At 74.7% G+C, this 13158-nt stretch carries 8 protein-coding genes and 1 pseudogene; 7 read left to right on the top strand and 2 right to left on the bottom strand.

Annotation, left to right across the window (positions count from 1 at the left end; genetic code table 11):
• The first annotated feature begins 117 nt into the window (after window positions 1-117).
• From ACGFZP_RS32565 to ACGFZP_RS32535, 7 genes and pseudogenes are all read left to right on the top strand, one after another.
• Window positions 118-1857: a serine/threonine-protein kinase gene (locus tag ACGFZP_RS32565; RefSeq protein ID WP_392939825.1), complete on the top strand. Its 1740-nt coding sequence runs from the start codon at window positions 118-120 to the stop codon at window positions 1855-1857.
• Window positions 1858-1947: 90 nt separating this feature from the next.
• Window positions 1948-3585, top strand: a complete 1638-nt coding sequence (locus ACGFZP_RS32560; protein ID WP_392939824.1) for a succinic semialdehyde dehydrogenase — start codon at window positions 1948-1950, stop codon at window positions 3583-3585.
• A 54-nt stretch (window positions 3586-3639) separates the two neighbouring features.
• The gene (locus ACGFZP_RS32555; RefSeq protein WP_392939823.1) at window positions 3640-5445 is read left to right on the top strand and encodes a GMC oxidoreductase; all 1806 of its coding nucleotides are present in this window, start codon (window positions 3640-3642) and stop codon (window positions 5443-5445) included.
• 120 nt (window positions 5446-5565) lie between these two features.
• Window positions 5566-7320 carry a hypothetical protein gene (locus ACGFZP_RS32550; protein WP_392939821.1) on the top strand — a complete coding sequence of 585 codons (1755 nt, stop codon included), beginning with the start codon at window positions 5566-5568 and terminating at the stop codon, window positions 7318-7320.
• Window positions 7321-8410: 1090 nt separating this feature from the next.
• Window positions 8411-9994, top strand: coding sequence for a glutamine-hydrolyzing GMP synthase (gene guaA / locus ACGFZP_RS32545; protein WP_392939888.1), 1584 nt, complete (start codon window positions 8411-8413; stop codon window positions 9992-9994).
• A 194-nt stretch (window positions 9995-10188) separates the two neighbouring features.
• Window positions 10189-10719, top strand: a pseudogene (locus ACGFZP_RS32540) (DoxX family membrane protein); the annotation flags it as partial.
• Between the two features lie 42 nt (window positions 10720-10761).
• Entirely contained in the window at window positions 10762-11205 is a 444-nt protein-coding gene (locus tag ACGFZP_RS32535; protein WP_392939886.1) for a ubiquinol-cytochrome c reductase iron-sulfur subunit, read from the top strand.
• A 59-nt stretch (window positions 11206-11264) separates the two neighbouring features.
• Here the strand turns inward: ACGFZP_RS32535 and ACGFZP_RS32530 are convergent, their stop codons facing one another.
• Both ACGFZP_RS32530 and ACGFZP_RS32525 read right to left on the bottom strand, forming a co-directional pair.
• Window positions 11265-11474 (bottom strand): hypothetical protein, encoded by a 210-nt coding sequence (locus ACGFZP_RS32530; protein ID WP_392939819.1) that lies wholly within the window; start codon window positions 11472-11474, stop codon window positions 11265-11267.
• Window positions 11471-12958, bottom strand: coding sequence for a PspC domain-containing protein (locus tag ACGFZP_RS32525; RefSeq protein WP_392939818.1), 1488 nt, complete (start codon window positions 12956-12958; stop codon window positions 11471-11473). The genes ACGFZP_RS32530 and ACGFZP_RS32525 overlap by 4 nt, the downstream gene beginning before the upstream one ends.
• Window positions 12959-13158 lie beyond the last annotated feature (200 nt).

Raw genomic sequence — 13158 nt, 5'->3', positions numbered from 1 at the left:
GAGATTACCGGGGTACGGTCGCTGCGCCTAGTGTGTGCATGGGATTTGTTCGAACAGTGGTCTGCACCGGGCCCTCCGTCGCGGTGACGGCAGGTGGATGAGGGGGAGCGGTCACCGATGGGCGTGCAGGACGGGCCACAGGCGCCCGACGCGGAGCGGCTGCTGGCCGGCCGCTACGAGTTGGGCGCGCGGCTTGGCCGTGGCGGCATGGGCACGGTCTGGCGGGCCTGGGACCGGATGCTGGACCGCGAGGTCGCGGTCAAGGAGCTGACCGTCAGCCACCTCCCCGAGGAGGACCTGCAGATCCTGCACGCCCGGATGAAGCGGGAGGCCAGTGCGGCCGCCCGGATCAAGCACCCCGGCGTGATCACCGTCCACGACGTGCTGGAGCAGGACGGCCGGCCGTGGATCGTGATGGAGCTGGTCGACGGCCGCTCGCTGGCCGATGTGATCAGCCAGGACGGCACCCTGCAGCCGCGGGCCGCCGCCGAGGTCGGCGGCCAGGTGCTGGCCGCGCTGCACCGGGGCCACCAACTGGGCGTGCTGCACCGGGACGTGAAGCCCGCCAACGTGCTGCTGGAGCGCGGCACCGGACGGGTGGTGCTGCTGGACTTCGGCATCGCGACCTACGAGGGCTCGGCCGAGCTGACCCGGCCCGGCGACCTGGTCGGCTCGCCGGACTACCTGGCCCCCGAGCGGGCCCAGGGCGAGCGCCCCGGGCCGGCCTCCGACCTGTGGGGCCTGGGCGCGACGCTGTACGCGGCGGTGGAGGGCGAGTCGCCGTTCCGCCGGACCTCGCCGCTGACCACGCTGGCCGCGGTGGTCGGGGAGCCGCTGCCGGAGCCGCGGCGGGCCGGGCCGCTGGGCCCGGTGCTGGCCGCGCTGATGGCCAAGGACCCGGCCGACCGGCCCACCGCGGACGAGGCGGCCCGGATGCTGGCCGAGGTGCAGGCCGGGCACACCGTCGGCCTCAAGCCCGTCGCGCCGCTGAAGACGCCGACCCGGACGGTGCCGGTGGTGGACCGCAACGACGTTCCGGCCGTGACTGCGGCCGTGGCCGGGTCCGAGTCCGCGGTCGGGTCCGGGGACACGGGCGGGTCGGAGGCGGTCACCGCGCCGCAGCCGGCCGCGGCGGGCCAGGCCGGTGCCGTCGAGGCTGTGGGCGCACCCGCGGGCCCCGAGGCGCACACCGCACCGGTCGCGCCCGTCTCGCACCCCGTCACGCCCGCGCGTGGCCCCGCCAGGCGCCGCAGACTGCTGCAGGTCGCGGGCGCCGCCCTGGCCGTCGCCGTGCTGGCCGCCGGGGCGACGTACCTCGCGACCCGCCACGGCGGCACACCGGTCGCCGAGCCGACGCCGACCCTCACGGCCGCGCCGGACCCGGCCGACACCGCCGCCGCCGCGCCGACCGGCTACCGCTGGGTGGACGACCCGGCGGGCTTCCGCTTCCCGCTGCCGTCCGGCGTCCCGGTGTGGCAGCGCAGCACGGACACCGCGAACCAGATCTTCTACAGCCCCGACGCCAAGTCGCACTACCTGCAGTTCGCGGTCACCGTCGGCCAGTCGGTCAAGCCGCTGGAGCACCTGCAGCAGATGGAGACCACCGTCTCCAAGCTGAAGGAGTACCGCCAGCACAAGCTGACCAGCGTCCAGGTGAACGGCCACGACGCGGCCGTCTGGGAGTTCAGCTACGCGGCCAAGGAGGGCGGGCGCCGGCGCGCGATCGAGGCGGAGTTCATCGACGGCGACGGCACCGGCTATGCCATCTACCTGTCCTGCCCGGACAAGGAGAAGGACTGGACCGAGGGCGAGCAGCGCTTCACCACGGTGCTCAACCACTTCACCCCGACCCGCTGAACCCACCCGTCGGGTGGTTTCGGACGGCACCGGCAGTTTCTTGTTACCGACGGGTACCGAACCGGCCGCCGAGCGCCTAGGCTGCGCCGTATGACGGACCTCACAGCAGATGCACCGGCCGCCGAGCAGCCCGGCTCGGAGGCCGGCAACCCCGCCGCGCCCGGCGGCGGCCGCACCGTCGCCTCGGCCGTCCCGTCCTCGCTGGTCGCCCGCCTCGCCGCCGGCATCACCGCGGCCGGGGAGCCCGCCCTGGTGGAGACCGTCGCCCCGCTGACCGGCGAGCGGCTGGCGAGCCTGCCGCAGTCCACCCCGGCCGACGTCGAGGTGGCGTACGAGCTGGCCCGCCGCGCCCAGCACAGCTGGGCCGCCCAGCCGGTCCGCCGCCGGGCCGCCGTCCTGCTGCGCTTCCACGACCTGCTGCTCAGGCGCCAGGACGAGGTGCTCGACCTGATCCAGGCCGAGACCGGCAAGGCCCGGCTGCACGCCTTCGAGGAGGTGCTGGCCGTCGCCCTGGCCGCCCGGCACTACGGGCGGGCCGCGCACGCCTACCTGCGCGACAAGCGCCGCGGCGGGGCGCTGCCGGTGCTCACCCACGTCGTCGAGGGCCGTCGGCCCAAGGGCGTGATCGGCCACATCTCGCCGTGGAACTACCCGCTTGAGCTGTCCATCGGCGATGCGCTGCCCGCCCTCGTGGCCGGCAACGCGGTGGTCAACAAGCCGGACACGCAGACCGCGCTGACCGCGCTCTGGGCCCGCGAACTGCTGGTCGAGGCCGGGCTGCCGGCCGACCTGTGGCAGATCGTGGTCGGCGACGGCCCGGTGATCGGACCGGCGGTGGTCGAGCACGCCGACTACGTCTCGTTCACCGGCTCCACCCGCACCGGCCGGGACGTCGCGCAGCGCGCCGCCGCCCGGCTGGTCGGCGCCTCGCTCGAACTCGGCGGCAAGAACGCCATGCTGGTGCTCGCCGACGCCGACCTCGACCGGGCCGCCGAGGGGGCCGTCCGGGCCTGCTTCTCCTCGGCCGGCCAGCTCTGCATCTCGATCGAGCGCCTGCTGGTCCACCACTCGGTGGCCGACGAGTTCCTGGCGAGGTTCGCCGAGCGCACCAGGGCGCTGCGGCTGGGCGGCGGCCTGGCGTACGGCGCGGACATGGGATCGCTGGTCTCCGTCCGGCAGCTGGACGCCACCACCCGGCACGTGGACGAGGCGGTCAAGGCGGGGGCCACCGTGGTGGCCGGCGGCCGCCCCCGGCCCGACCTCGGCCCGTTCTTCTACGAGCCGACCATCCTGGACGGCGTCACCCCCGAGATGGCGGTCTGCGCCGAGGAGACCTTCGGCCCGGTGGTCGCGGTCTACCGCTTCGACACCGAGGACGAGGCGGTCGAGGCCGCCAACGCCACCTCGTACGGCCTGAACTCCAGCGTCTGGACGAAGGACCGGCGGCGCGGCCGGGCGATCGCGGCCCGGCTGCGCACCGGCACCGTCAACGTCAACGAGGCCTTCGCCGCGGCCTACGGCTCGGTCGGCGCACCGATGGGCGGGATGGGCGAGTCCGGGCTCGGCCGGCGCCACGGCGCCGAGGGCATCCTGCGGTTCACCGAGGCACAGACCATCGCCACCCAGCGGCTGCTGCCGCTCGCGCCCTCGCTCGGGCTGGACGACCGGCAGTTCGCCGCGGTGTTCACCGGCGGGCTGCGGGTGCTGAAGGCCCTGCGGTTCAAGTAGCCGGTCCCCGGACCGTCCCCGACATCGGTTCTCTTCCCGAAGGAGCAGTGGCACATGGTGGGGTCCCGCGGTGATTCCGAGTTCGACTACGACGTGGTCGTGATCGGCTCCGGCTTCGGCGGCGCGGTCTCCGCGCTGCGGCTGACCGAGAAGGGCTACCGGGTCGCCGTCCTGGAGGCCGGGCGGCGCTTCGAGCGCGGCGAACTCCCCAGGAACTCCTGGGATCTGGCCAACTACCTGTGGGCGCCCAAGCTCGGCCTGTACGGCATCCAGCGGATCCATCTGCTGGCCAACGTGCTGATCCTGGCCGGCGCCGGGGTCGGCGGCGGCTCGCTGAACTACGCCAACACCCTGTACGTGCCGCCCAAGGCGTTCTTCGAGGACCGCCAGTGGGGCCACATCACCGACTGGCAGGAGGAGCTGGCGCCGTTCTACGACCAGGCGCAGCGGATGCTCGGGGTGCGCCTCAACCCGACCGTCACCCCCTCCGACGTCCACCTCAAGGCCGCCGCCGAGCGGATGGGCGTCGGCGACACCTTCCACATGGCGCCGGTCGGGGTCTTCTTCGGCGACGGCGAGGACTCCGACCGCACCGCCCACGCCGCCCCCGGCACCGAGATCGAGGACCCGTACTTCGGCGGTGCGGGGCCGAAGCGCAAGGCCTGCACGGAGTGCGGCGAGTGCATGACCGGCTGCCGGCACGGCGCCAAGAACATGCTCACCGAGAACTACCTCCACCTGGCCGAGCAGGGCGGCGCCGAGATCCACCCGCTCACCACGGTGGCCCGGATCCGCGAGCTCGCCGGGGCCGACGGCACCGAGGGCTTCGCGGTGGACGTGCGCCGCACCGACGCGCGCTCCACCACCGACCGGGTGAAGGCCGGTGCGCGGACCATCACCGCCGCCCGGGTGGTGGTCGCGGCCGGCACCTACGGCACCCAGGCACTGCTGCACCGGATGCGCGACGGCGGCCACCTGCCCCGGATCTCCGGCCGGCTCGGCGAGCTGACCCGCACCAACTCGGAGGCGCTGGTCGGCGCGCAGACCACCGACCGGCGGTACGGCTCCCGGGTGGACTTCACCAAGGGCGTCGCGATCACCTCCTCGATCCACCCGGACGCGAACACCCACATCGAGCCGGTGCGCTACGGCCGGGGCTCCAACGCCATGGGCGCGCTGTCGATCATGCAGGTCAAGGGCGTCGGACGCGGCCCGCGGTGGCTGCGCTACCTGGGCACCGCGGCCCGCCACCCGGTGAACTTCGCCCGGTCGGTGAACCAGCACCGCTGGTCGGAGAAGACCATCATCGGACTGGTGATGCAGTCGCTGGACAACTCCATCACCGTCTCGCTGAAGAAGAAGGGCCTCGGCAAGGGGCAGCTGACCTCCCGCCAGGGCCACGGCGCGCCCAACCCGTCCTGGATCCCGGCCGCCGAGCAGGGCGCCCAGGCGCTGGCCACCGAGATCAACGGGTTCCCCGGGGGCACCGTCGGCGAGATCTTCGACATCCCGATGACGGCGCACTTCCTCGGCGGCTGCACGATCGGCGACTCCCCGGAGAACGGGGTGGTCGATCCGTACCACCGGCTCTACGGGTACCCCGGGATCAGCGTGGTCGACGGCTCGGCGGTCTCCGCCAACCTGGGCGTCAACCCCTCGCTGACGATCACCGCACAGGCCGAGCGCGCCATGTCGATGTGGCCGAACAAGGGCGAGGAGGACCCGCGCCCGGCCGTCGGCGAGGAGTACCGGCGGGTCGCCGCGGTGGCCCCGCTGGAGCCGGCCGTGCCGAAGGACGCCTTCGGTGCGCTGCGGCTGCCGCTGCTCGCCGTTCCCGACGTGCCGAAGCGGGGGAGCTGACCGCCCGGGCGCCCCAATGCGCGCCATGCCCATGGCGGTTGACAGCCGTCCGCACCCGATGGGATAAACGGGGCTTCCTGGGGGGACCAGGGAACTCGCTCGGACGGGGGGATCGCGGGAATGGCCATCTGCGCATCATGCGGCGCGGCTTCGGCGGAGGGTGCGCTCGCCTGCGCCTCGTGCGGCAGGCCGCTGGCACCGCCTCCGCCGCCGGCCGCGCCGCCCGCCGGGCCGCCGGTCTCCTACGGGCCGCCGCCCGCCGGGCCGCCCTCCTACCCGCCGCCGGCCGTCGCCCCGCCGGGCCACGCCCCGCCCGGCATCCCTCCGGCGGTGGGCGGCTGGGGGGCCGGCACGCCGTACGACGCGGCGGCCGCACAGCCCGCCGCGCTGCTCTGGCTGACCGGCTCGGACTGGCGCCCGGCGCTCAAGGCGGTGATCGCGCCGACCGCCGTCCTGCTGCTGGCGGCGCTGATCGCGGCCATCCCGAGCGACTACGACCTCGGCGGACTCGCCGACACCCCCGAGTTCGGCGACCGCTTCGGCATGACCCTGGCGATGGCCCTGGCCGGGCTCGGCGCACCCTTCAAGCTGGGCTTCTCGGGCCGGGTTCTGCGGTCGGAGAGCGGCACGGACATCGTGCTGCGGGTGGTACCGATGACGGTCACCGTGCTGTGGCTGTTCACGCTCTGGCTCGGCCTGCGGGCCGGGGCCCGACTGCGCCAGGCCCGCACCGGCGCGCAGTTGACCAGGTCGCAGGCGGCCGGCGAGGCCCTGCGGACCGCCGTGCTCGCGGCCGCCGTGACCCTGCTGCTCGGACTGGTCGGCGGGGCCACCTGGCGCCCCGTGATCGAAGGCCGGAGCGGGTACGGCAGCTTCGGATCCTCCGGCGACTCCTACGGCGGCCTCCAGTACGTCGCCGACTCCGGCTGGGTGGAGGCGGTCGGCTGGACGCTGCTGCTCGCGGGGCTGCTCGCCTTCGCCGTCCACGGCACGGACGCGCTGCGCTGGGCGGCCTGGCGCAACCGCGCGATCCGCGGCTGGGCGGTGGCCGGGCTGACGGCGGGCCGGGCGCTGGCGCTGTCGGTCGGCCTCTCCTCGCTGGTCGCGTTCATCGTGGTCGCCGCGCAGGACGAGGGCTGGCAGACCGGCGTCTCCCTGGCGTTCCTGCCGAACCTCGGCCTGATCCTGCTCGGGGTGGGCTCGGGGGCGACCGCCCTGGCGGGCCAGGGCTCCTCCGGTTACGAGGGCGGCTACGACGGCTCCGGCTACCGCGACTCGGACAGCCCGGGGGAGGAGCTCTCCTTCTTCGACCTGCACGGCGAGACCGCCGACTGGCGCTGGGCCGGACTGCTGGCGGTGGCCGCGGTGGGCGTCCTCGGCTGGACGGCCTACAAGCGCCGGCTGGACGCGCTGGACCGGATCCGGCTGGCCGTCGTGTACGCGGTCGGGCTGACCCTGCTGATGACGGTGGCCGGCTTCCTGGCGACGACGACCTCCTCGGGCAGCGGCACCTGGGGCGGACGGGGGGAGAGCGGGCGCGAGTTCTCGGTCGGTCTGGTGTTCGCCACCGTGCTGGCGGCCAACGTGGTCTGGTCGGCGATCGGCGCGCTGGCGGTGCCCCCGGCCCTGGCGGCGCTGCGCCGCGGCGGACCGGCCGCCGCGGGGCCCGGCACCGTCCCCGGGCAGGGCGCGCCGTACGGGTCGGGCCCGGAGGCGTACCAGCCCGGCCCGGTGGCCACGGACACCCCGGCGGTCGGGGTGGGCGAGGTGATCGGCTCGCACGACGCACCGCCCTCCGGCCCGGCCGCGCCGCCCGCCGAGCGGGCGCCCGGTGAGGACGCCCCCGACCCGAGCGTCTGGCGCAAGCAGCCGTAGCCGCGCGCGGGGCCGGGTGCGCACGGCGCGCACCCGGCCCCGCGCGCCGTGCGCTCCGGGGGGCGCCCGGCCGGCTCCGGACAGGGCAAAGGGCCCCGCGGGGGAACGGGGCCCTTTGTCGCTCAGCACGCGGCGTCAGGGCTGCGCCGGTGCTGGGGTGACGGCGCCGGGGGAGGAGCGCCGTCGCGTCGGATGGCTCGTCGGGCGCGCCGTCGCGGCTCCGGCGCGGGTGGGCCGGTCACGCGGGGCGCGCACGCTCGCGGTGCGGCGGGTCGGCGTGCATGCCTGCGCCGGGCCCGCGCTCACGGAGCGTGAGGTGATAATCGTTGTCACCGCGGGTCTCGGTGGCAGCGGGACAGGTGTCCCGCGGTCGGCCGGTGGCCGCCGGGAGAACCCCGTCCATCAGCATCGTGCTGGACGAAGGGCTTGCTCTGCAACCGATTCGGCACACTTCGGCACAGTCCATTTTCGGCCGGGCCGCTTCGGGGCATCCGTCTCGGACCCGCTCGGCGGCTCCGGGGAGGGCGCGGGCAGGCGGCATCGATGATCACTGTGAGTAGTGGTGTAGGCCGGAGCGCACAGGGACGCGCGTAGCGGCGCGGGACGGTGAAAGGTGTGCGCCGGGGTCGCGCCGGGGTGCGGCGGTCGGCCTCCGGGCGTCCCCGGAAGCCGACCACCCCACCTCCTTGGTCCAGTCGCGGCCGGGGTCGCTGTCCCCTGCTGGCCGGCCGCGGCACCCGCGCACGGTCCCACGGCGCACCGCTCCCGGCAGGGCCGGGACCGCGGCGGCGCCACGCGCGCCGGTGGACTGGGATGAGCTCCACGCGTGGTCCTGCAAGCCCGTACGGCGGCGCCCCTGGCCGGGGCGGAGGCGGCGCACCTGGCGGGCGCGGCGCGGTCGTACGGTCGTCAGGAGCAACGAACCGGCCGCCCGGCCGGTCACGGCCGCACGGCGGGGCAGACGAGTGAAACGCGGCGGCCGGTAGACTCGTCCTCAGACCCCCGCCCGTCGCCCGGCGCCACCCTCGAAGGACGCGCTGCGCGCGACACCTTTCGTACCGCTGCCGGAAGGCCGTCCGTGTCCTCTGCTATTCCCGTTCAGTCCGTACCTGAGACCGACACCGTCCTGGTGGTCGACTTCGGTGCCCAGTACGCCCAGCTCATCGCCCGTCGGGTGCGTGAGGCCCGGGTCTACAGCGAGATCGTGCCGAGCACCATGCCGGTCGCCGAGATGCTCGCCAAGAACCCGAAGGCGATCATCCTCTCCGGCGGCCCGTCGTCGGTCTACGAGGAGGGCGCGCCGCAGATCGACCGCGCGATCTTCGAGGCCGGCGTCCCGGTCTTCGGCATGTGCTACGGCTTCCAGCTGATGGCCGTGTCGCTCGGCGGCACCGTCGACAACAGCGGCGCCCGCGAGTACGGCCGCACCCCGCTGACCGTCTCCCGCTCCGGCTCGACCCTGTTCGAGGGCGTCCCGGCGGAGCACTCGGTGTGGATGTCGCACGGCGACGCCTGCTCCGCCGCCCCCGAGGGCTTCACCGTCACCGCCTCCACCGCGGTCGTCCCGGTCGCCGCCTTCGAGAACGACGAGGCCCGCCTCTACGGCGTCCAGTACCACCCCGAGGTGCTGCACTCCGACCACGGCCAGCAGATCCTGGAGCACTTCCTCTACCGCGGCGCGGGCCTCGCCCCGACCTGGACCACGGGCAACGTGGTCGAGGAGCAGGTCGCGCTGATCCGCGCCCAGGTCGGCGACCGGCGCGCGATCTGCGGCCTGTCCGGCGGCGTGGACTCCGCGGTGGCGGCGGCCCTGGTCAACAAGGCCATCGGCTCCAAGCTCACCTGCGTCTACGTCGACCACGGTCTGATGCGCAAGGGCGAGACCGAGCAGGTCGAGAAGGACTTCGTCGCGGCCACCGGCGTCCAGCTGAAGGTCGTCGACGCGCAGGAGCGCTTCCTCGACGCGCTGAAGGGCGTCAGCGACCCGGAGGAGAAGCGCAAGATCATCGGCCGGGAGTTCATCCGGGTCTTCGAGCAGGCGCAGGCCGAGATCGTGGCCGAGGCCGGCGAGCACGGCGAGTCGGTGGACTTCCTGGTCCAGGGCACCCTGTACCCGGACGTGGTGGAGTCCGGCGGCGGTACCGGCACCGCGAACATCAAGTCGCACCACAACGTCGGCGGCCTGCCCGAGGACCTGCAGTTCCAGCTGGTCGAGCCGCTGCGCAAGCTGTTCAAGGACGAGGTCCGGATGGTCGGCCAGGAGCTCGGCCTGCCGGAGGAGATCGTCCAGCGCCAGCCGTTCCCGGGCCCGGGCCTGGGCATCCGGATCGTCGGCGAGGTCACCCGCGAGCGCCTGGACCTGCTGCGCGAGGCCGACGCGATCGCCCGCGAGGAGCTCACCGCGGCCGGCCTGGACCGGGAGATCTGGCAGTGCCCGGTCGTGCTGCTGGCCGACGTCCGCAGCGTCGGCGTCCAGGGCGACGGCCGCACCTACGGCCACCCGATCGTGCTGCGCCCGGTGTCCTCCGAGGACGCCATGACGGCCGACTGGTCGCGCCTGCCGTACGAGGTGCTGGCGAAGATCTCCACCCGGATCACCAACGAGGTCCGCGATGTGAACCGCGTGGTGCTGGACTGCACCAGCAAGCCGCCGGGCACCATCGAGTGGGAGTGAGCACTCCCCGCCGGATGTGAACCGGCATTGAACGGCCGCGTCGTCGTTCCCGTATACAAGGGAGCGGCGGCGCGGCCGTTCGCGGTGTACCGGGCGTTCGCCGGGTGGGCCGTCCCACCGAATGCGCTCAGAAACGTGCAGAATGCGGACCGGACCTGTCAGAGTGCGGCAGGCCGTGAGGGAAGGTGTGAGCGATGTCGGAGGCCAGCAGCTCCGGGGTGGCCGGCGCGGAAGCGACCGGCAGAGCCGAGCGGGCGGCCCGGGGCAAGGCGCTCGCGGCGCAGTACGCGCTGCTGCCGCTGCGGATCTTCCTCGGCATCACCTTCGTGTACGCCTCGCTGGACAAGCTCGCCGACTCGCACTACCTGGCGGGCGCGGGGGACCCGGCCTCCTTCGTCTCGCAGACCCAAGCGGCCAAGGGCTCCAGCCCGATCTCGTTCCTGCTCGGCGCGGCCCTGGACGCACCGACCCTGTTCGCCCTGGCCATCGCCTTCGGCGAGCTGGCGGTCGGCCTCGGGACGCTGCTCGGCCTCTGGGGCCGGGTCGCGGCGCTCGGCGGCGCGCTGATCAACCTCAGCCTCTGGCTGACCGTCAGCTGGAACGTCTCGCCGTACTACCTCGGCAACGACCTGATCTACCTGATGGCCTGGACCCCGCTGATCCTGGCCGGCACCCCGTACCTCTCGCTGGACGGCTACCTCGCCAGGCGGGCAGCCCGGGACCGCACCCGCGGGCTGCGCGAGAGCCACGTCAAGCGGCGGGCGCTGGTGGACGGCGGCATCGCGGCCGTCGCGATCGGCGGCGCCGGGCTGCTCACCGGCTCGCTGACCGCCACCTTCGGGCGGGACCGCAAGGCCGTCGGGCCCAAGCAGTCCGCCGCCCCGGTCAGCCCCGCCGGGCCGCCCCCCTCGGTGGCCGCGGCGAGCGTCCCGGTCGGCGGTTCGGCCCAGGTCAAGGACCCGGCCAGCGGTGACGCCGTCTACATCGTGCAGCCCAAGGCCGGCCAGTACTGCGGCCTCTCCGCGGTGTGCACGCACTCCGGCTGCGCGGTGGACGCGCCGAAGAACGGGCAGCTGTACTGCCCCTGCCACGGCTCCCGGTTCGACGCGGCCACCGGCGCGGTGGTCAACGGCCCGGCGACCAAGCCGCTGCCCCGGTACGGCGTCACCAAGGACGGCGACAAGCTGAACCTCGGGCCGCTGCAGAGCTGACGGCCCGCGGGCCGGTCGGTGAAGCCCCGCCGGACCGGGCGGGGCTTCACCGGCCGGTCCTACTCCGGTGCGTCGGTCCGGCCGCGCCGGGCCACCGCCGCGACCGCCCCGGCCAGGCCGCCGAGGCCGAGCACGATGAACGTCACCGGGATGACGATCCGGCCGTTCACCGACATGTCGTTCAGCGCCGCCACCAGGTAGAGCACCGCGATCACGGTGAACAGCCCCCCCGCGATCAGCGAGAACAGATCGAGCTGGTGCTTCCTCACGACTGGACCACCTTGATGTCGCCGAGCCCGACCGTCAGCTGGAGGTCGAGCGTGCCCTTGGATGTCTGACCGTTCAACGGGTGGTACTGGTAGGTACGGGTGGTGCCCTCGCTGGTGAGCGGCTCACCGGGGGCGCGGACGCTGCCGAGCAGCAGACGGGTCTTCAGGTTCACCGTCACGTCTGGCGGCAGGACGACGTTCAGCACGCCCGCCCCGAGCTCGACGGTGGTCGACAGGGTGGCGCCGGCCGGGTCGAGGGCGTGCAGGTCCAGCCGGATCTCGCCGGCCCCCAGCACGTACTCGGGCTCCAGCCCGGCCGCGGACGAGACCGTCCAGGACCGCGCGCCGGCCGCGTTCTGCAGCGAGTCCGGCGAGTGGCCGACGAAGGTCAGCGCCAGGGTGAGCAGCAGCCCGACCACGGCGAGCTTCCGGGCCCGGCCGAACCTCGCCCCGACCAGCAGCGTCAGACCGACCACCAGCAGGGCGGTGGCCAGGGCCGCGGAGCCCACCACGGTGGTGCTGTGGCCCGCCGAGGACGACCAGACGGCGCTGGCCGCGCCGGCCGCCAGCAGCAGGCCCACCAGGCCGAGCACGGAGTGCTCGCGGCGCCGGCGGCGGACCGCCGGCGGCGGCGGGGCGGCCGGGCCGCCGCCCTTGCGCAGCGGGTCGCCCTTCGGCAGGTCGGGGCGCTGCCACCACGGCTGGGCGGGCGCCCCGGGCGGCGGGGTCGGCGCGCCGAACGACGGTGTGGCCGAGGCGGCCGGCGCCGACTCGCCGTACGGGTTGCGCTCGGGGTGGCGCGGGTCCCACAGATAGCCGGTCGGGCCGGCGTGCGGGGTGTCGGCGGGGACCGTCCCGGCGGCCCGCTCCTGGGCGTGCCGCTCGCGCGCCGCCTCGGCCGCCTCCGCGCGCGGCCAGCTGTACGCGGAGGCCGAGGCCTCGGACCCGGCCTCCGAGCTGGGGAAGAACCGGTCGTAGGGGCCGCCGTGGTGGCGGCGGCCGCGCCGGCGCCCGCGGAGCCGGCCGGTCCGGTGGCGCTCCGGGTCGTAGCGCACGGCCAGGAAGACCAGCGCGCCGAGCAGCAGCAGCGGGAACATCTGGTCCCCGTCGCCCATCGAGGAGAAGAACACCCCGGTGCCGATCACGGTCAGCAGCACCGCGCCGACCGACTGGCCGTCCACCCGCCCGGTGAGCACCCGCTGGAGCTCGGTGCGCCCCGCCCGGCTGCCGCCCTTGCCGTCGGGGACGGGCTCGGTCGGGACGACCAGCCAGGCCAGCCCGTACAGGAACAGGCCGAGCCCGCCGGAGAGGCAGAGCACCACCGTCACCACGCGGAAGACCACCGGGTCGATGTCCAGGTGCCGGCCGAGGCCGCCGCACACGCCGGCCACCACGCGATGGTGCTCGGTACGGGTCAGCGGGGGGCGTTCCGGCTCCGCCGGGGCGCCGGGCCCGCTCTCCTGGGTGAGGTGGTCTTCCGTCATGCCCACCATCCTGGTGGCTGCCGGGCCCCCGCCCAACCGGGCCCGGCCCTGTCCGGACCCTGACTTGTCCCTGAGAACGGGTAGGGCTCCACCCTGATGCGCCCGGGCCCGCCCGCGTGGAACCATCGGTGCCGTGGCAGCACCCGGCACCGATCCCCGCGCCCTCGTCCCCGACGCCCCGTCGGCGGGCCCCGACCCGG

The organism is Kitasatospora sp. NPDC048239 (genome assembly GCF_043202015.1).
GTDB lineage: Bacteria > Actinomycetota > Actinomycetes > Streptomycetales > Streptomycetaceae > Kitasatospora.
This window is presented reverse-complemented; position numbering and strand designations above follow the sequence as displayed.